The organism is Streptomyces sp. NPDC058469 (assembly GCF_042721125.1).
Lineage (GTDB): Bacteria > Actinomycetota > Actinomycetes > Streptomycetales > Streptomycetaceae > Streptomyces.
The window spans coordinates 33,458-51,960 of sequence record NZ_JBHXME010000032.1; the positions used below are offsets into that span (position 1 = coordinate 33,458).

Here is an 18,503-nt window from a genome sequence, read left to right on the forward strand (position 1 = left end):
GTGCTGTTCCGGGTGGTAGAGGCAGGCGGGGTCAACGGCGGTGCCGTGGGGCCTGGTCCGGGGTGGGCGGCGCGGGCGTGATGAGAGGGCGGGACGGCGCCGGCGGGATGTCCTGGAGAGTCGGGATCCCGAGGTCGACGCGGACACGGACGCCGTGGGTGAACAGGTGGGTCTCGGCCCGGACGACCGCGTTCACGGTGTCGGCTTCACCGCGCTGGGCGGGCAGCGTGTACTCCCGTGCGGCTTCTGCGGGGGTGAAGCCGTGTTGGGTGAGGACGTCGGCGGCGCGGTCGGTCAGGGCGGTGGCGGTGACCTTGCCGTCGTGGAAGCGGATGGTCGCCTCGGGCTCGGTGCCGTCGGTGCTGGGGTGGTGCGTGGTCCAGGCGAGGTCGACGAGGTCCATGGTGTGGGCCATGAGCCCGTAAGCGGCGATGCCGGCACGCTCGTGTGCGTCAGCGGCGGTCTCGGGCGGCAGGAGGTAGAGCGTGCGGCCCTGGGCCTGACGGGCCGTGAAGCCCGCTGCGGTGAGGATGCGGGCGGCCCCGTTCAGGGGGCGGTTGAGGACGAGGAAGGTCCATCCGTCGTCGGTCGAGCCGACGAAGACGTCGTGGTGATCCACGATGGACATGAAGCTCCGGGAGGTAAGGGGCAGGGCAGGCTCCGGGCCGGGCAGGTGGGGTGCCGTGCCGGGAGTGCGACGTTGACCGTGCCGTTGTCAACGCCTCTTCGGCGCGGGTGAACACCCGGCCGGGCCCGGGCCGGTGGCTGCTGGATGAGCGGCTGCCGGGGTGGCGGTATCGGGGCCGGTGAGCGCGCGGTCGATGAGCTGCTGGTCCTCGCTGCGGGCGGCGGCGGAAGCCAGACGCCGCGAGAGCCGCTGGGCCAGCGCGCGGTAGGCCGTGCCCGCACGGTCCATTTCGACGCAGGCCCGTCGCAGGTGGTCGCGGCTGGTGCCGGGGGTGGGGTCCGCGCCCCTGTACAGCAGGATCTCCGTACGGCTACTGATGGCGTCGAGGGCGGAGGCGAGGGACACCTGCGCACACGCTTCCGCGAGAAGGGCGACGTTCTCACGGCAGTACTTCATGGCAGCGTACTGGCGGTCGTGGAGCTGCCGCGTGCACGTGATCGCCAGCTCGTACAGGCGCAGGACAGGGGGCACGAGTTGATCGATGGGGGCGAGGGCCTCCTCCTCCCGGACCCATTCCACTTCCTCGGTCAGGGTCTCCAGTGTGGGAGCCACCTGGCCGAGGAGGCGGGTCTGCTCGGCCAGGTCGATGATCTGCAATGCGAACTCCAGAAGAGGCGAGAGGGACACGCGCTTTCGACGAGTGCGCGGGCGGGTGTTAGGCGGCCGTGCCGTAGTCGCCCTGGCGGGGGGTGTGCTTGGCGACGGCACGGGCGGTGATGGCCTGGGAGGCGCGGGCGGAGGCGGCGGCGAGTTCGTCGGCGCCGGGCTCCGCGTACCAGGGGCGCAGGTCGAGCATCGCGGCACGCAGACCGGTGGCGAAGACGAGCGCGGTGCCCTTGGGCAGGGCGCGGATCGCGTCCGCGGGCAGGATCCGTTCCTGCCGCATCGACACGGAGGTCGACTTCCCCGACTCGGAGGTGGAGGTCGAGGTGGTTTCCACGTCGTGGTCGCCGATGAGGCGTGAGAGCTTGTCGGCGAAATCGGGGTCGTCGATGCCGGAGCCGATCACCTTGACGGTGGATGCGGACCACAGGGCGTCCATGCCCGTGTCGCCCCAGACCTTCTGGCCCTGCCGGTAAGACTGCAGGATCGTGATCGGGATGATCCCGCGCGAGCCCAAGTGGCTGTACAGGTCGGGGAGATCGGAGATCTTGCAGACGTTGGCGGCCTCGTCGAGGATCGCGAGCATCGGCGGGTCGAGGCGCCCGCCGGCGCGTTCGGCCTGGGCGGTCGCGGCCCGCATCACGGAGTCCGCGCACGCGGCGATCAGCGCCGAGGCGCCGCCTCCGCCGTCCTTCGACAGCAGATACAGGGTGTCGGTGGAGGTGACGAACTGCGTGGGCCGGAACTCCGGGACGTCCTTCTGCGGCGTGATCCAGGCGGCGATCTCGGAGTTGAGGAGGGCCGCGGCGTACTGGCGGGCGGTCTCGTAGATCCCGTCACGGGTTTCGGGCGGCCCTTCGACGGTGCCCTTGAGCTGCGCGGCGACCGCGGTGAAGCCGTGGTCGCGCAGGATGTCCAGAGGGGTGCGGTCGGCGGGGAACGCCAGCCACTGCATCACGTCGGTGATCGGGCGTTCGTCGAGCGCGGCGGCGAGGAAAAGCTGGCTGAGGATGTTGGATCCGGCCTTGGACCAGAAATCGCCCTGCTGACTCGCGTCCACCGAGGCCGCGAGGAAGTGTCCCGCCAATCGACCGGCACCGTCGAGGGTCTTGGCGTCGGCGAGCGGGTTCCACCACATCGCGCGTGCGGCGTGCGCGATCTGCTGCGGGTCCATCGACCAGGTCCGGCCGACGGCCGCCCTTGAGTCGAGGGTGGCCGTGTAGGCGTCGCCGGACGCCTTGTTCGAGGTGATCATGACCGGACCGGGGGCGTTGAGGATGGAGGGGATCGCGAGGCTGGTGGTCTTCCCGGACCGGGGAGCCATGATCGCGACGGCGACGTCCTCGTATCCCATCCTCACCTCGTGGCGCGTGCCCTGGAGGGTGCCGAGGAGGATGCCGGTGTCGGCGGCGTCGATGTGCTTGGTGTTCTTCAGGCTCGGGCGCAGGGAGCGCGCCTTGGCGGTGATCGCCTTGGCCATCAGGGGTTCGACGTCCCTGGCCTTGGCCATACCGGTGATCTTCTTACGGCTGCCGCCGCGGTTCTTGTGCCGCCCCCACAGGAGGCCGGCTGCGGTGGCGAGCGCGAGGAGGATCACGATCGGGACGATGCGCGCACCGATCAGCAGGGACGTTTCCCCGGCATCCGGCCAGAGCCGTTCGGGGTGGAGCAGGGCGATGGTCGGCTGGTACGGGGCCCAGGTGCTGCCGGTGAGGTAGGCGGTGATGTTCCCGGACAGCCAGGCGAGGTGGGAAAGGGGGACGACGACGGCGAGTGCTCCCAGCAGGAGCCGGAAGACGATGTCGTAGCCGTCGGTGCTGTTCGTGGAGGAGGGAGGCAAGAGGGGATACGTGCTCCGGTGAGGCGGCGGGATCAGCGGGTGCGGCCGGTGCCGGGTGGCCTGGGCTGGATGCCTGGAGAAGTGGGCAGGGCGGGGCGGCGGGCACCGAGTGCGCGGACACGGTCTTCGAGGGCGAAGGCGGCCTGTTCGGCGGTGACTTCGCGCCGCACCCGGGTGACGAGGCGGGGATTGAGCGTGGGCAGACGCTGGGTGTCGAGGGTGCGGGCAACGGGGCTGGGGTCGGCGAGCGAGGCGGTGAACGCGGCGAGCAGGTGGGCGGGGGTGTGCTCGCCGAACCGGGCCTGCCACACCGGCCGGGAGCCGCTGTTAAGCAGGGTGGTGGCGAAGAAGGGCCCGTGGCACTGGACGTAGGTGGTGGCGTCGGGTGAGACGAGTCTGGTCTGGGTGCTGGCGGGGACCCAGCCCGCCTGCCGCAGCGGCTCGTACGGGTCTGCCTCGACGGCGGTGGCCGTGTTCGGGTCGGTGAGGGCGTCGAGGAACGCGCCGATCACTTCGACCGGGGTACGGGCGCCGAAACTCGCGTACCAGGCGGGCCTGCTGGCCGGGGTTGCGTGGTGGAGGGTCCACCACTGGCCGTCGGGGTCGGGTTCCAGCCGCAGGTGGGCCTTCTGGTCGGGGCTGGTGAGGAAGACGCGTGGCATCAGGGGGTCCTGGCCGTAGCTCCAGCCGCAGGCGTGGTGCAGGGGGACGGTGATCCAGGCGGGGTAACCGCCGCCGGCCAGGTGACGCGGCGCGACGAAGTCGACCTCGACCATCTCGGGTCCTTGGGGCACGGTCACCTGCGCACCGTGAGGGTCGGGCCGGGCGCGGGGTGGATCGGTATTGCGACGGGGGGCGGTGCCAGCGGCGACGGGGCGTGCCGGGCCGCGGTGGTGATGTCGCCGATCACCTGGCCGTGGGTGGCCCAGTCGTCGAGGTAACTCCAGCATTCGGCGTGGTGCTCGGCGAGGGCGTCGTCGAAGACCGGGGTGCCGGGCCCGGCAGCGGCGGGGAGGCTGTCACGGGTGAGCAGCCACTGTTCGTGCAGGGCGTCGAGCCGGTCGAGAGCGCCGCGCAGGACGCCGAGCCGGTAGACCCAGTGCTCCTGGACCGAGCCAGGCGGCAGGGTGGGCAGCTGCGCGTCGGCCGTTGCCAGGAGGTGGCGGGCGCCGGCGCGTACGGTCTCGAACGCCTCGGCGGTGTCGGCGTCGCGCTGGCGCTGGCGCAGTCCGTAGGCGTGGTCGTCGTACGGCCAGCCGTCGAGGTCGGTGTGCTCGTCGGAGTAGGCATCCCACGCGTCGAGGATCTTCTCGCTGTCGCGGAGGAAGACGTCGAGGTGGTGCAGGAAGTCGCGGTGAGCGAGATGGTCGAAGGAGATCGGGTGGATCCTTTCGGGATCAGCGGCGCGGGGCCGGAAGAGGGGCCGGGGCCGGTGGTTGAGCTGCGGCCGGACGGGGCCCCGGCTGCTGTCGGCGTGCGGCGCGTGCCTGTGCGCGGATCGCGTCGAGTCGGCTGGTGTGCGCCGCGACGACCTGCTGCGGCGTGAGCTGGCTGGGCTGTTTGACGGCGCTGTAATGGGCGGTGCGGTCGTACATGCCGCGCTGGAGCGGGGCCGGGTCGGCGAGGGCGGCGACGAACGCGTCGACCAGGTGGAGGGGCGTGTGGCTGCCGAACGAGGCACGCCAGAGGTGGCGGCCCCAGTGAGTGCCGTGTCCGGGCTCGCACACCTCGATGGTCCAGAACCTGACGCTGTGACCGTCGACGAATTGGCGTTCTACGTGGCACATGCCGTCGGGCGAGTGCGCCGTGTCCACCGTGCCGGTGGGCCAGTTCGCCGATCGCAGCGTACGGAAAGGGTCGCGCTCCTCGGTCGGCTGTGGGGCGAGAAGGGCGTCGGTCATTGCGGTGAGGAGTTCGGCGGGGACGAGTTCGCCGAATGCCGCGTTCCAGCCGGGCTCGGTGCCGGTGGGTTTGGCCCGCAGCGTCCACCAGGTGGAGGGGGCGGACTGCGGGTCAAACTGGAGGTTGTAGCGGTGATCGGGGCTGGTGAGGATGATCTCGGGGCTGAGCACATCGGAGGTGCGCTGCCATCCGGCGGCGGCCAGGCCGTGGGTGACGTGGCGTCCGTCGCCGGGACCGGCGAGGTGGCGGGGGCTGGTGTCGAAGGGGAGCCGCCAGAGGTGAGTGTCGGCGAAGGCCGAGAACTGCTTCTCGCTTACCGGCATCGGCCGTCCTTCCGGGCGCTCGGCGACGTGTCCAGGTACAGAGGGTGCGCGGTGCTCTCGCACACGACATCGGCGCGACGGAAGAGCTTGTCGCCGGCGGTCTGGACGGCCTCGGGGGTGCGTGCGGGCACAGGACTCCTGAGAGGTCGGCGGGGGAGGGTCAGCGGCGGGCGCGGTGGCCGCCGGCGGGGGCGTGGGGGTGTGCTGCGGTCCGTGGCCGGCCGGTGTTCCAGGTCCGCGCCCAGGTCGCGGCGCGGGCGGCGGTGATCCGGGCCTGCTGCCAGGCACTGAGCTGGGAGGGCAGCACGGACACGGACGTGGTCCGGATCTTGGGGTGGTGCGGGACCCGTCCGCGCGGGCGCATCACCGGTTGTGGGCTGGCCAGTTCGGCTGCGAACGCTTGGACGAGATGCATCGGGGTGGTGGGAGCGAGCTGGGCGCTCCAGCCGATGCCGCGGGGGTCGCCGCCGCCGGCCCACCACAGCGCGTCGCCCGTCGCGTCCTGGCGAAAGTGCATCCACGCCGAACCGTCGGTGCTCGTCGCGGTGTAGTGCCGGCCCTCGGGCTGCAGATGCCAGTGCTGTTCCATCAGCGGTGCCCACACGTTGGGGGCGTGGGCGGAAGGCGGCTGGGTCAGCAGGTCGGTGAGCCCGGCAACGATTTCCACGGGGGTCTGTTGGCCGAGTGTGGCCCACCATTCGTCCTGGTGACCTCGTGCTGCGCCGTGGATGGCCCATCCGCCCGGCTGGACGTAGGGGTCGTAGGAGACGCGGACCGTGCGGTCCGGGCTCTCCAGCACCAGCGGGCCGTCCTTCTTGGACCGGTCACGCCACCCGGAGGCGCGCAGGTATTCCGAGACGTGCCGGATGTCGCCGCCGCCGGCGAGAGCACGCGGCTCGATGAGGTAGTGCTGTTCAGGTTGTTCGGCCGGGCCCCAGCCGGCCCACTGCTTGGTCTTCACCGGTGCCGCCGCACGACGAGCGGGGCGGGAGCGGGCGGCTTCGCCGCCGTGGTGGTGGGCTGCCTGCTGATGTGGTGCAGGGTTGCGCGGTGTTCGTCGAAGTCGAGGCCGATGTCGTTGAGCTCGTTCGCCGCGCGGCCCAGATCGAGGCAGATCTCTGCGGGCAGCCGTCCGTACTCGGCCTGGGCCTTGGCGAACTGACTGCCGGCGATCATGAGGCTGGTGATGCCGCCGAGGACGCCCTCGTCCGGATCGAGGATGCGGGCGAGGACGAACGTGGCTTCGTCGGACGGTAGTTGGGCGAGGCGTTCGGTGAGCCGGCCGAGCTGACGGGTGATCTCGTCGGCCAGCCGAACCGGATCCGGGGCGGGGTGGGTCATGCTCCTCCAGGGCGTGGTGGCGGGCTCAGTCGTGGTGGCGGTGGCCGGTTCGGCGGGCCTCGGCGAGCACGGTCTCGGGCCGTGCGCCGGCCAGGGGCACGGTGTGGCCGGGTTCGAGGGGGATGCAGGCGCGCAGGTAACGGCGGAAGAGGAAGACGGCCAGACGAGGCGGACGTTCAGCGGCGATGGGCGATGGCTCGGCAGGACGGGGCGTGTGAGGTACGGAAGGCTCCTGAACGACGGAGAAGAAGGGAGAAGTGGGCGCTGGCGCACGGGGTCGGCGTGGCCAGCGAGTACGGAGGGCGGCAGTGGGCAGGACGGGCTTCGCCGCCGGAGCAGCGGCCTGCGATCCGGTGTTCCGCCGGGCGCGGGCGTCCGCGATCCGGGCTTCGAGCAGTGCCCGCTCGTCGTCCCATCCGTGCGATGCCCGGGCCAGGCGGGTGTAGGGCCCGCAGCCGTACAGCGGCATGCCGATGGCCATCCGCGGCAGGAGATCGTTGCGGGCGAGGCTGCGGGTGAACGCCGTGACGACACCGGGCGGGGTGTGGGTGCTGAAGGCGGCTGTCCACCAGCGGTACCCGTTCACCGTGCACGCGGCGCGCCATGTCATCGGCCTGCCGGGGCGAGAGGGTTGCTCGGTGACGCGGACCAGGCCGTCGGGTGACACAGCCGTCGGGGCGGGTCCGGCGCCGTCGGTGCTCCAGCCTGCCTCCCGCAGTGGGTCAAGGACCTTGTGGCTGTGGGGGGTTGGCGGGTGGCGCATGGCGTCGACCATGGCGGTGACGTACTCGACGGGGAGATGGTCGCCGAGGATCGCCTCCCACTCTCGCCCGTCCGGGTGGGTGGCGCGCAGGTTCCAGGTCCAGCCCGCCCGCCGGTCGTGGACGGCGTGCAGGCGCCCGTCGGGGCTGGCCAGCGCGGTGTGGTAGTCGATCGTGGACACGTTGTGCCAGCCGTGCCCGCGCAGTAGCAGCTCGGTCAGATGTCCCCGGTCACCCCCGCCGGCGAGATAGCCGGGCGTGGCCAGAACGTAGGGGACGGTAGAGGCAGGACGCGGAGACAAGCGGGTGCGGACTCCTGGAGGACGAGTAGCGGACGGGGATGATTCAGCCAGGCGAGCGGCGCGGCCGGCCGGTCGCCGCAGGTGATGGACTGGCCGGTGTCGCACGCTGGGCGCGGGTGGCGGCCACGGCGCGGCGGTAGATGGCGCGGTCGAAGAGATAGTCGGGGATGCCGACGGCGTATCCGGCCGTGAGCAGGGCGGGAACGGCGCGCGTGGCCAGCCTCTTCTGTTCCCGCTGACTGAGGTGACCGGGAGCCTCGTGCCAGATGTACGTCGGACCCTCGTCGTCGGCGGGCCGCAGAGTGTTGCGTTCGAAGCCCAACTGGTCGAGCAGCGCGAGGAGTTGTTCGGGAGCGCCGGTGGGGGTGTCGGCGTGGATGGTGTCGGTCAGGGCTCTGCGGTAGATCTCGACGTCGGTGCCTTCGTCGTCGGCACGGTTTCCCACGAAGGGTTCTCCGGTTCACAGGTGGCGGGACAGGGGCGCGGAGGGACGCTGCGCCGGGCCGGGCGGCGTCGTAGTGGGGCCGCCCGGTGGCGGGTGCGCGCGGCGTGATTGCGGGCCCGGCGGATGCTGTCGGCGGCGCGGGAGAGGGCCTCTGCCGTGTCCCCGAGCCGCACGGCCGGTTCCACGTCCGCGCCGGCGTCTCTCAACTGTTGGGACCAGGCGATGTAGGTGCTGACGACGGCCTCGCGGGGGAGGAGCAGGAGGCCCGAATCGGGTTCGGTGATCTCGGTCAGGACCCTGCCCCCACTCGTCACCGCTCTCGGCACCGAAGGCCCGCTGCGAGAGCTGGGCGAGATAGCGCTGGGCGGCTTCGCGTCCGCCGTCCGGGGAGTCGAAGACGTTCAGCGCCGGATCGAGGTGGACGCTGTAACCGGCGGCGAGCAGGGTGTGCGAGGCGGCCGTGGCCTTGCGGCGTTCGTCGTCCTCGGTCAGGCCGTGGGGGAGGCGGTGGTAATCGCCCCGGGGGCCGTACTCGTTGAGGAAGCCGGTGCGCTGGAGGATGCCGGCCGCCTCCCGGGTGCCGCCGAGGGCGAGGACCAGCCCGGTGCGCAGGTCCTTGGTGATGGTGATGTACTCCAGCACCGAGAAGTCGGGCTCGCTCTGCCTCATCGAGTCCTGGCCGCCGAGGCCCGGGGTACGGCTGGGGCAGGCGCGGTGGGCTGTGTGGCGGCGGGGGCGATCCGGCCCGAGGGATGCTGGAGTGCGAGGGCGATGCCGTGGGCCTCCAGCTGCCGGCCTGCCGCGCGGACGGCGCGGGCCTGAACGGTGGTGTCGTCGCCGCTGAGACGGTAGATACCGGTCTGCTGGTCGGCGACGAAGCCGTGGGTGGCCAGGACGTCCGCGGCGGTGGTGCCCGCAGGGACGGCGGCAAGGCTGCCGTCGCTCTGCCAGGTCAGCACGACCCGGTCGGGCTGGGACGGATCGATCTGGGCTGCGGCGTTGTGTCGGACCTGGGCTAGCGCGCTCTCGTAGCGGGCCAGCAGGTCACCGGAGACCTGCTCGGCCCCCAGGAACGGATCGTCCGTCAGAGCGATGCCATTGGGTTCGCGCACGCCGCGGTACGCCTGGTCGGGCAGATCATGTGGGGCGATGGCGGCGATGAGGAAGCCCTCGCGTTCGCCCGGCCGGTCCAGGACGGCGAGCTGGGCGCCGTCCGGGCGGGACAGGACCGCCGCCTGCCGCAGCGGCTGCTCGGCCAGAGCGGCGGCGACGAGGTCCAAGTCCCAGACGCGGTCGGTGAGTTCGGCGAGGTCGTCCTTGTCGTCGGACGGGTGATAGGTGCTGGTCCAGTCGCCGGGGAGTTCGCCGGCGAGGACGTCGGCGTATGAGGCGAGGCGCTCGGGGTCGTGGTGGGGGTGCATGGTGTCCTTGGCGGGGGTGGTGGTCAGCGGCGGAGGCCGGTCGCCACCGGAGGCGGTGGCGGCACCGGCACCGCTGCACGCGGCGGGGGTGGGCAGGCGCACACGGCGGAGCGTTCGCGTTCGGCGGCGGGCACTTCTGCGGTGCAGGTGCTGCGGCCGGGGTGCGGGGCGTGCCGGTCGGCGAGGCCGTTGCGGGTGTGGATGAGGTCGGTGCGGATGACGTGCAGATGCTCGTCGGCGAGATGGCGCAGTCGGCGGGCGGTGTGTGAGTCGGCTCGGTCGCCGAGACCGTCGTGGAAGTCGGCTGTGGCGTACAGGACTTGCTTGATCGCGGCGAGGATCCCGTCGTACGGGGCGGTCAGTTCGGTGAGGGCGTTGGCGGCGTCCTCGGTGGTGGTGGCCTGTTGCAGGCGCTCGGCAAGGTGGGCGACTGGGGATCCCAGCGGCGGATAGCGGGCCGGGCGTGCCTCGGTGTCGAGGTCCTCGGTGCAGTCGACGTGGTAGCCGGCGGACTTGAGCTGCGCGACGGCTAGGGTGGCGAGCTGCCTCTCGTTGTCCCTGTCCAGGCCGGTGGGGGCGCGGTGGTAGGTCTCGTGGGGGCGGATCACGGGTACGAAGCCCGCGCGCTCCAGGATGCTGTGGGCCTCACTGTCGCCGCCGGGCAAGGATCTCCTCGGAGTGCGGATCGCGGTGGACGGTCAGGAAGCGGTCGGCCGACGGCAAAGAAGCGTTTCTCCTACGGTGCGTGGCGGACGGAGGGCCGGACGGCGGGCGGTGCAGGGGCGACAGTCGTCCGCGGGCCCGGCTGTGTGGCGAGTCGGCCGGCCATCGTGTCGAGGTCCTCCTGGACAGTGCGGAGGCGGTCGGCGATCAGCTCCAGCCGGTGCGAGTTGTCCGCGTCGACCGGGCTCGCCTGGCAGGCGAGGCGGTGGGCGGAGTTCTCGATCAGCCCCCGTACGGTGGCCAGCGGTCCCACCCGTTCATCAGCCAACTGCGCAAGGAGCATGGCGAGTTGGGTCGACGCGGTCGGCGGACGGCGGGTGCGGTCGGGGCCGTCGGACGTTGCTACCGGGATGAGCCGCAGGTCCTGCTCGATGCGCCGGGCCTCGTCGTTCAGACGTTGCGGGAGATCGGCGGGCAGGTGCTGCCACTCCCCGTCGAGACGGATGAGGTTGGCGATCAGATCGAGGCGGCCTGGCTTGGCCTGGACGGCGATCCAGCGGCAGTTGTTCGCGTCCCCCGGGACCTCGATCCCGGCGGCGCGGACGAAACGGTGAGCGATCTCGGCCCACTCCGCACCACTGAGGTCACGGTCGCCCGGGTGGAGCCGGACATCGAGGTGGGCGATCGCATGCCGTTCGCCGCGCGGGCTCGCGGCGAACGGGTTCTCGAAGATCGGGTCTTCGAGGTGGTCGGCCCACTCGACGGAGCTCCACGTCGCAGACTCCTCGTCCAGGGTGTAGGAGTCCAGGGCCGGCCAGTAGGCGACGATCGTGTACTCGGTCAGGCCCTCCTCCGGCCTCACGGCTCTACCGAGGGCCTCGCTGAGCGCGTCTTTCGCGCTCATGGTGCGTTCGTTGACGCGGGGAATCACGTAGGTGTGCCTCCGGGGATGAGGAAATGGTGGTGAAGGTCGCGGGCGGTCGCGGTCAGGGACCGCTCGCGCACGAGATCGGCGTGGACCGCGGTGTCGCCCGGCGGCAGAAGGTCCAGGGCACGGTCGATGGCCGCGAGTGACGCGTCGTAGCGGCCGAGGCGGCGCAGCGCGCCGGCCCGGCGGAAGGCGACGATCGGGTCCGTGCCGGAGTCGAAGGGCGGCCGGGTGCTTAGGGCGAGGAGCCGCTGCGCACCCTGGTCCAGGTCGAGGCCGAGCCACAGTCCGTGCAGCAGAACGTGGAGGGTCTTGGCGTGATCGCCGGCCTCGTCGAGGACCTCGTCCATCACGGCCAGTCCCTCGGGGCGGGACTGGCCCAGCAGCGAGAAGGCGTACAGGGCCCGGCTGTAGCAGTCCAGCGACTGGCGATCTCGCTCCAGGAGCGGTGCGGCGAGTGAGTGGAGGGTGGCGCAGCGGAGGTCGTAGCGAAGAGCGCTCAGGTACAGATGCTGGTAGGCGCGGGCGGTGACCGGGTCGGGTTCAGCAATGGTGACCTGGCCGGGATGCAGCAGGACCAGGACGCTGTTCCCGGCAGCGCGCGCGGTCCATGCGGCGTCGGCGCACACGGCGGCCGACTCCCGCCAGTCGGCGTCGAGTTCGCGCAGGTCGCCCGCCAGCCGCATCGGCCACAGCGGGTCCGAGATGTTCTCGGTGGCATGGGTGCGAGCCCGCAGCAGGGCGAGGGCTCGGCCGGGGCGGCGAATGGGCAGACTCACCGGCCGCCCCTCGCGTCGGCGACGTGCACGAGCTGGCCCAGGGCGGTGATGGTGTACCAGCCGCAGTCGATGAGCGCGTCGGTTCCGGCGTGCTTCGGCAGGAGGTGGTCCTCCATGGCGCGCAGGTGGATCAAGCAGTCCGGGCAGCGGCGCGCGAGGTGCACGAGATAGCGGGGGTGGGCCGTGATGTAGGTCTGGGCGCCGCCGGTTGCGTCGCGCAGCCGCCATCCGTCCTCGTCGGTCGGGGTGTGCCACGAGGGGGCGACGACGCGCATCGCATCCCCCCACAGTTCACTGCCGGCCACGCCTTTGAGGATGACGACCTGGTCACCGGCCCGGAAGTGGGCGTGGGTGATGTCCCGGGCGTTGGTGAGCGGGTCGGGCGTTGGGGCGAAGGCCGGCGTCGGCCGAGGAGTTGAGGATGACGGGAACATGCAGGACCTTCCACACGGGCGGGGTGGCGGCGGGAAGATCAATGGTCCGCAGGATCGCCGGTTTGGCTAACCGGCGATGGTCGGCTATGTTCCGGGCCGGTCAGCGGAACGGGTTCTCCGTCCCGCGATCCTGCTCCGCTACGGCGTCGAGGAGTTCGAGCAGGTCAGCGCCTTCTGCATCGCGCTGATCGATCCACCATCCCGCACGCGTCACGGTCCGGGCCTTGTCCTCCAGCGCCGCCCAGTCGGCCTCGCCCCAGGTGCCTTCGATGACGAGCGCGGCGTGCGCGGCGGTCATCAGCTGGTGACGGGACCGTTCGCCCCAGTCGAGGGCCCGCTCGGGTCCTTCCAGCGGCGGCATGTCGAAACGGGCCGCCCACTCCGCGGCGGCCTGCTGCTCCTCGGCCCGCTTGGCGGCGAGCCACTGCTCCTTCGACTCGGAATCGGTGTCACGGGCGGCCTTCCAGCAGTCCGTGCAGGCTCTCTCCGCGAGCCAGCGTGCGAACCCGGCCCGCCGGTCGGCGGGCCGGCCGGACAGATCATGGACGACCTCGTGGCCGCAGGGGTGGTTGACGGTCCACTCCGTACGAACCCCCGGGGTATTCCGTTTGATGGGCGTTACGTTCGAGGTCGGGCTGCTTGTGTGGGGCTTCAAATCGAGTGCCTTTCGTTGGCGGTTGGGGTGGTGGCCTGGGTCGTTGCGGAGGGTCGTGCATCAGATGCACGGTTCATGCGGCGGACGGAGGTGGTCTGGAGTGCTTGGCGGTGGTCTCGGGGACGCTTCCGCCTTCTGCGTCGTTTCAGCGTGTCCTGCGGATGGCGTCTGTTGCCGCCGTGGCGATGGCGGCGGGAGCGCTGGAGGGCTGGGGCAGGTGCAGCAAGGTGGTCCCCGGCAAGTGGTGGGACTTCGCGGTGAGGGTGAGCTGGAGTACGGCGCAGCCGGCGGTCGTGAGCTGCTTGACGCGGGTGACGGCTTGAGCGGTTTCGTCGCTGCCGTAGCGGGCGTCGGTGACGATCACGAGGAGGCGGCCGGCGCCGGGGCGGCTGAGTTCGAGGCCGTGGTCGAGTGCGTCGATGGCGTCGCCGAGGTTGTGGTGGCCGCCGTTGGCATCGAACGTCGTCACGCGCTCTGGTGCTCGGTGGGTGGGTCGGGTCAATGCGGTCAGGTGCTTGTCGTAGGCGATGGTGGCGGTAAGGGAGTCGGGGTCGGTCAGGGCTGCTGCGCGTGCCACGATCCAGGCAGCGGACGCGACGGGCGCGCAGGCGGCACGCATGGAGCCGGAGACGTCGACGGCGATACCCACACGCAGCGGTGGGGTGGGGGAGTTCCGGCGGCGGGTGTGGGTGAACGGTTCCGCGGTGGGGACCGACCCGGCCGCGCGCTGAGCGTCGCGGGCGAGGGCCGCGCGCATGTTGAGGCGGCCGGGCGGGGTGGGGCTGGTGGTCCGCTCCTCGGTCCGCTCGCGGTAGGCGGCGGCACGCAGGGCGCGGCTCAGGCGCGCGGCGGCACTCTGCTCGGCGGCGGTGGGCCTGCGGGTGCCGGTAACCGGGTTGCCGTAGGGCGCCGGTGTGCCGTCGGGAGCGACAGTGGTGCCACGGGCGTTGAAGACCGACTTGGCGGTGGCGGCGGCTTTGCGCCGCTGGCCGGCCCGCTGGGCGCGGTCCTGAGCCTGCGCCTTGGACTGCGCGGCCATGGCGTTGGTCGCTGCGGCCTGTGCCGCGAGGTCGGCGGCGTCGGTGGCTGCCGTGCTGTCCATGACGACCCCCACGGCGCCGGACAGCAGATCGGTGAGGTTCTCCGGCACGGGCAGGGCGGGGGCCGCGGTGTCCAGAGCGTCGCACCATTTTTGAGCGTGCGCGAGCATAGTCGTGGCGTCGTGGTCGGCGCACTGGTGGGCTGCGGTCCAGATGCGGGTGAGTGTGGCCAGCAGGTCTGCGCCCAGCACCTTTTCGCACAGATCGGCGACGGCCCGGGTCTCGCCGGCGTCCAGGATGCCGACGTCACGGCGGCCGAGGACCAGGGCCGCCACGGCGGCGGCGTGCTCGATGCCCTGGAGGGTGGGGTGGGCGATGTCGGGCATGACCAGGGTTCGGGCACTGGTGCGCAGGTACGTGCGGTCCGTGGGCCGCGTGATCAGGTGTGCGCCTTCGACGCGGCTCTCCTCCAGCAGGAGCGCGGCCTCGACGACACGGGGGTTCGCTCCGGCAGGCTTCGTCCAGACGGAGTGGGCCGAGTGTGCGGCCTCGTGGACGAACACTCCCCAGGCGGCGGGATACCGTTCCTCGTCGCCCACGATCCGTGGATGGATCTCGTGGGGCTGGAGCGGGGCGAACAGGCCGGCGTCGAACTCGACCTCGCCCAGAGTGGGGAAGAACGCGGCCGGTGCGCCGCTGCGCGTGCCGGGGCGGCAGGTGACGAGGAGGTCCTGGCGGCCGGAGAGGGCGACCAGCCGATCGCCGAGTTCGGCTCCCACGCGTAGCCACAAGTGCGGGGAGGAACGGGGTTGCGCGGGCGGGGCGCCGTCGTCGTCCCATCGCGCGAGGTCGGCGTCGTCGTCGGGCGTGGTGGCGGGGGACTGGACGTGGTGGTGGGCGCTCATCGCGAGCGGCCCCGGTGCGCGGAGCCGGTGCTGCCCGGGGGCTGCCGGACGGCCGAGGCGGAGAGCTGCTTGCCGAGGGTGAGGGGCGCGATCTTCTTGACGCCGGCAGCCTTGATGACGGCAGCGGCGACGGCGTCGCGATCCTCCAGAGGAGCGATGCCGACCAGGTTCGCGAGCGCGGCTTTGGTGCCGAGGACGGCCTCGGTCTTCTGGTAGCTGAGCAGCTCTCGCAGTTGGGGGGCCCAGCCCAGTTCGCCGAGTTCGACCTGGTGGGCGAGGTGTCGGGCGACCCGGACCACCCGGGCATCGATCCTCAGCGCCAGGGCGAGGTCATAGTCCGTGCCGATCTGGATTTGCACGCTGAACCGGCTCGCGAGCGCCTCCGTCAATACCGCCCCGTGGACGCCGGGATTGTGGCCCGCCACCACGTAGAAGCCCGGCTCGGCCTTGATGGTCTCGCCCTTGTGGGCCTTGACCTGGATCTGCCTGCGCCCGTCCATCGCGGGATACAGCGCCGCCAGGACCTTCGGTGAGATCAGGGTGGCATCGTCGATCAGCAGGGCGCGGCCCTCGGTCATCGCGGTGACCAGCGGACCGTACTGGAAGACGTAGGCTCCCGCGTCGTCCTGTGTGTACTCGCCGATCAAGTCGCCGACCGTGGTGTCGCCGTCACCGGCGACGGTGAGCAGGTCCGGGAACGCCGCCTCGACCAGACTCGTCTTGCCGGTGCCCGGAGGGCCGTAGAGCAGCACCGGCACGTCGGCGTCGCGCAAGCGATTCAACGCCTCGACGTCGGGCAGATCGGCCAGCTCCCGGGGGTGGTAGACCTGGCCCCCCGCGCGGCGGATCGGGCCGGTCTGCCTGGGCGTGGCTGCTGCGGGAATGGTCGTGCGGGCCGTGGCCGCCTGGGCGCGGGGAGAGTGGGTGCCCGGTGGGCTGATCACAGCGGTCTGCGCGGCTGCGGCGGTTTTCGCGTTCGCGCGGAACTCCGGTTGTCCCCTTCCGCCTTGGTCGGCCTCGCCGCGTCGCACCAGGGTGAGGGCGGCGTTGCGGACGGCGCCGTGGGAGTGGCCCAGCTGCCTGGCCATGCCCCCGATGGTGAGCGTGTCCGCCGGCCGGTCGGCCAGCAGTCGGGCCACCTTGGCCCGTAGTTCGCCGCCCTTGGTGCGCGCTGGACTGGTAGGCGTTCCGGGTGTGGTCAAGACGAGGGTCCTTCAACAGGTGCGGGTGCGGGCGGGGTTGGCGATGCGCTGGAGAGGCTGGCCGCTCTCGGAGCGGATCACGGACTGTGCCGACATCGGCGACCGGGCCAACCGGGGCGTACCGTCGGCGCTCACCGGCCGACCGAGGGCTCGGTCCGGGTGCAGGGGATGGCCGGCGATGAGCAGCTCGCTGGCTGCCGGGCAGGCCCGTGCGTCCGCTCCGTACCGGGTTCCGTCGCTCGGCAGGCGCAGCCTGGCGTCTCTTCGAAGCCGGCCTGGAGCAGGATCCGCCGGGCGGCGGCGTTGTAGCCGGTGGTGGTGATTTCGCCGGTGATGGTGTGCCGGATCGTCATGAACGGCTCTGCTGATGCTTCGGGCAAGGCGGATCTCCTATCGGTGGTGGCGGGAAAACGGTGGGGTGTTGGGCGAAGGCGAGGCGGGCCCGGAGCTTCCAGCACATCAACGGTGCGTGGCTGGACCACGAACGATGGGCAATGACTGCCGACATGCTCCAGGGCGAGGAAGACGAGCCGACAGCGGTGCGCAGTCGGGACCGGGGCCAAGGGCGTTTTGCCCGGGTGTCTGCGGCAAGACCCTAGAGGCGGCGTGTGGTGACTGGAGCCACGGGTGGCGCCGCTGGTGGTGTGGTGTCCACGGCTGGACGCGGGCGAACGCGCGGTGCGGGCGTGCGGTGCGGCGGCAGGACGGCGACGGTCGCGCCGAGGTCCTGGGCCGCCGCCTGGACTTCGTGGGTGAGGAATTCGATCTGTCGGCCCAGCGCCGAGAGGCGGACGGCGATCTGGCGGCCCTGCACGGTCTCCAGGGCGCGGGCGAACTGGCCGCTTGTTTCCAGGAGTTCTTGGAGACGGACCATCGGGCCCGCGTCATAGCCGCGCTGGACGGCGCCGAGGAGAGCGTCGGATGCGTCTCCAGCGGTCCGGCCTTCGACGACGTCGCGGATGAGTTCCTGCAGCGACAACTCCGGGACCGGTGCTGGGCGGTTGTAACGGGAGACGTCTGCACGCAGTACGCCGGGCGGAACCGGGGCGGGCAGTACCTTCCCCGCCTCGTACTCGTGGGCGTAGTGCCCGATCACCTGCCAGCCCGGTGCGTCCGGATCGCCTCGCAGCGCGACCACCGTCGAGTCGTCGTCTTCGATCAGATGGGCCAGGGTGATCGGCTGCCCGTCGGCGGCGTACCACGACTCGGTCAACTCCAGCTCGCCTCGCCTCTGAGCAGCTTGGGCCATCTCGGTCCACATTTGCTGTTCTTCGGCGGTCAACGGGGCTTTGTGGCGCTGGTGTTGGTTCTGGTCGGCGAGGTCGCTGGCGATGACGCTGTGATCCGCCCAGGCGGTGAGGTGCGGCCACAGCGCTGAGTGCTGCGCGCGTTCGGCCGGGGAGCCGGGGGCGGCGGGTTGGTCCAGGACCTGGCGGATCTCGGAGGCGGAGACGGCCAGACCGTCCAGCACGGCCCGCCACCCGGCCAGGTGCCGGGCGGGCGGCAGCTCCTGGAGTGCACGACGGGCGGCATCGAGCAGAGCGTCGGAGTACGGGGCGAGGTAGGCCGTGTACGCCTCGACCGCCGCCTTGTCGCGGTGGGCTCGTGCGGCTGCCGCGGCGTCTGCGTGGACGGTGCGGCCGTAGCGGTCGCGTGTCATGTCGAGCGCGGTTTCGGTATTGCGGTCGATGACCGCCATCCGCAGCCGGAAGTCGCGTGCACTGTTGGCGAGTTCGGGTGACACCGGCAGGGGGCCTTCGGGCGTTGGGCTGATCGCGGGGGTCATCGGGACCGTCCATGGCCCCACGCGGTCAGGTGGACGGTCGGTGCGTAGGTGGGCTTCGGCGGGGTCGGCCGGGCGGCCGGCGCGGAGGTGGCGGGCGGTGTGGCGCGCTGGGTCGTTCGGCCGGCGGCGGCCTGGGCGAGACGGCTGCGGCGTTCCTGGAGTCCGCCTGGCCGGACGAGCGGGCGTGGCGGTCTGGCGGTGAGGGCTGGGGCGAGGGGGATGTCGGCCTGCACGGTGTAGCCCTGGAGGCGCAGATCGTCGACGGCCTGGCGAGTCCGGCGGGGACCGTCGCGCTCGGGCTCGCTGAGCCGGTACAGCCCGGGTTCGCCGGGGACGGGCTCGAACTGCTCGCGCTCCAGGTACCAGGCGCCGAGGTGCGCGGGCATGGCGGAGGTGAAGGAGGCGACGATGCCGTGCGTGTCGTGGGTGCCGAAGGCGAAGTGGGTGCCGGGTTGCAAGGGGGCGGGGTTCTCCTCACGTTGTCG

Annotated in this window: 22 protein-coding genes; all 22 read right to left on the reverse strand. The window is 71.7% G+C overall.

The genetic code is table 11. The features are described from left to right. Window positions 1-31: 31 nt before the first annotated feature. A complete protein-coding gene (locus ACFWP5_RS16785) occupies window positions 32-628 on the reverse strand; it encodes a hypothetical protein (protein WP_384156150.1) in 597 nt (198 codons plus the stop codon). Between the two features lie 87 nt (window positions 629-715). Further along, a complete protein-coding gene (locus ACFWP5_RS16790; protein WP_384156153.1) occupies window positions 716-1,285 on the reverse strand; it encodes a hypothetical protein in 570 nt (189 codons plus the stop codon). A 58-nt stretch (window positions 1,286-1,343) separates the two neighbouring features. Next, on the reverse strand, window positions 1,344-3,131 hold the full coding sequence (locus ACFWP5_RS16795; RefSeq protein ID WP_384156156.1) for a type IV secretory system conjugative DNA transfer family protein: 1,788 nt from the start codon (window positions 3,129-3,131) through the stop codon (window positions 1,344-1,346). Window positions 3,132-3,163: 32 nt separating this feature from the next. After that, the gene (locus tag ACFWP5_RS16800) at window positions 3,164-3,931 is read right to left on the reverse strand and encodes a DUF317 domain-containing protein (RefSeq protein WP_384156159.1); all 768 of its coding nucleotides are present in this window, start codon (window positions 3,929-3,931) and stop codon (window positions 3,164-3,166) included. A 597-nt stretch (window positions 3,932-4,528) separates the two neighbouring features. After that, window positions 4,529-5,356, reverse strand: a complete 828-nt coding sequence (locus ACFWP5_RS16805; protein ID WP_384156161.1) for a DUF317 domain-containing protein — start codon at window positions 5,354-5,356, stop codon at window positions 4,529-4,531. After that, the gene (locus tag ACFWP5_RS16810) at window positions 5,347-5,487 is read right to left on the reverse strand and encodes a hypothetical protein (protein WP_384156164.1); all 141 of its coding nucleotides are present in this window, start codon (window positions 5,485-5,487) and stop codon (window positions 5,347-5,349) included. The genes ACFWP5_RS16805 and ACFWP5_RS16810 overlap by 10 nt, the downstream gene beginning before the upstream one ends. Before the next feature lie 29 nt (window positions 5,488-5,516). Then, a complete protein-coding gene (locus ACFWP5_RS16815; protein ID WP_384156167.1) occupies window positions 5,517-6,317 on the reverse strand; it encodes a DUF317 domain-containing protein in 801 nt (266 codons plus the stop codon). Continuing rightward, window positions 6,314-6,697: a hypothetical protein gene (locus ACFWP5_RS16820; protein WP_384156170.1), complete on the reverse strand. Its 384-nt coding sequence runs from the start codon at window positions 6,695-6,697 to the stop codon at window positions 6,314-6,316. Before ACFWP5_RS16820 ends, ACFWP5_RS16815 begins: the two co-directional genes overlap by 4 nt. A gap of 25 nt (window positions 6,698-6,722) precedes the next feature. Further along, complete coding sequence (locus ACFWP5_RS16825; RefSeq protein WP_384156173.1) at window positions 6,723-7,760, reverse strand: DUF317 domain-containing protein; 1,038 nt, start codon at window positions 7,758-7,760, stop codon at window positions 6,723-6,725. A 43-nt stretch (window positions 7,761-7,803) separates the two neighbouring features. Continuing rightward, window positions 7,804-8,205: a hypothetical protein gene (locus ACFWP5_RS16830; RefSeq protein WP_384156176.1), complete on the reverse strand. Its 402-nt coding sequence runs from the start codon at window positions 8,203-8,205 to the stop codon at window positions 7,804-7,806. A gap of 15 nt (window positions 8,206-8,220) precedes the next feature. Next, a complete protein-coding gene (locus ACFWP5_RS16835) occupies window positions 8,221-8,874 on the reverse strand; it encodes a hypothetical protein (RefSeq protein WP_384156179.1) in 654 nt (217 codons plus the stop codon). After that, entirely contained in the window at window positions 8,871-9,626 is a 756-nt protein-coding gene (locus tag ACFWP5_RS16840) for a hypothetical protein (protein WP_384156272.1), read from the reverse strand. Before ACFWP5_RS16840 ends, ACFWP5_RS16835 begins: the two co-directional genes overlap by 4 nt. Window positions 9,627-9,649: 23 nt before the next feature. Then, on the reverse strand, window positions 9,650-10,291 hold the full coding sequence (locus tag ACFWP5_RS16845) for a hypothetical protein (RefSeq protein ID WP_384156182.1): 642 nt from the start codon (window positions 10,289-10,291) through the stop codon (window positions 9,650-9,652). Window positions 10,292-10,362: 71 nt separating this feature from the next. After that, entirely contained in the window at window positions 10,363-11,220 is an 858-nt protein-coding gene (locus ACFWP5_RS16850) for a relaxase/mobilization nuclease (protein ID WP_384156185.1), read from the reverse strand. After that, window positions 11,217-11,996 (reverse strand): hypothetical protein, encoded by a 780-nt coding sequence (locus ACFWP5_RS16855; RefSeq protein WP_384156188.1) that lies wholly within the window; start codon window positions 11,994-11,996, stop codon window positions 11,217-11,219. The genes ACFWP5_RS16850 and ACFWP5_RS16855 overlap by 4 nt, the downstream gene beginning before the upstream one ends. Next, window positions 11,993-12,430: a hypothetical protein gene (locus tag ACFWP5_RS16860; RefSeq protein ID WP_384156191.1), complete on the reverse strand. Its 438-nt coding sequence runs from the start codon at window positions 12,428-12,430 to the stop codon at window positions 11,993-11,995. The genes ACFWP5_RS16855 and ACFWP5_RS16860 overlap by 4 nt, the downstream gene beginning before the upstream one ends. Before the next feature lie 100 nt (window positions 12,431-12,530). Next, window positions 12,531-13,085: a hypothetical protein gene (locus ACFWP5_RS16865; protein ID WP_384156194.1), complete on the reverse strand. Its 555-nt coding sequence runs from the start codon at window positions 13,083-13,085 to the stop codon at window positions 12,531-12,533. Window positions 13,086-13,230: 145 nt separating this feature from the next. After that, window positions 13,231-15,030, reverse strand: a complete 1,800-nt coding sequence (locus tag ACFWP5_RS16870; RefSeq protein WP_384156197.1) for a hypothetical protein — start codon at window positions 15,028-15,030, stop codon at window positions 13,231-13,233. Beyond that, entirely contained in the window at window positions 15,027-16,169 is a 1,143-nt protein-coding gene (locus ACFWP5_RS16875) for an AAA family ATPase (protein WP_384156274.1), read from the reverse strand. Before ACFWP5_RS16875 ends, ACFWP5_RS16870 begins: the two co-directional genes overlap by 4 nt. Before the next feature lie 194 nt (window positions 16,170-16,363). Beyond that, complete coding sequence (locus tag ACFWP5_RS16880) at window positions 16,364-16,585, reverse strand: hypothetical protein (protein ID WP_384156276.1); 222 nt, start codon at window positions 16,583-16,585, stop codon at window positions 16,364-16,366. 242 nt (window positions 16,586-16,827) lie between these two features. Further along, window positions 16,828-18,018 (reverse strand): hypothetical protein, encoded by a 1,191-nt coding sequence (locus ACFWP5_RS16885; protein ID WP_384156200.1) that lies wholly within the window; start codon window positions 18,016-18,018, stop codon window positions 16,828-16,830. Beyond that, window positions 18,015-18,476 (reverse strand): hypothetical protein, encoded by a 462-nt coding sequence (locus ACFWP5_RS16890; protein WP_384156202.1) that lies wholly within the window; start codon window positions 18,474-18,476, stop codon window positions 18,015-18,017. Before ACFWP5_RS16890 ends, ACFWP5_RS16885 begins: the two co-directional genes overlap by 4 nt. Between the last annotated feature and the right edge of the window lie 27 nt (window positions 18,477-18,503).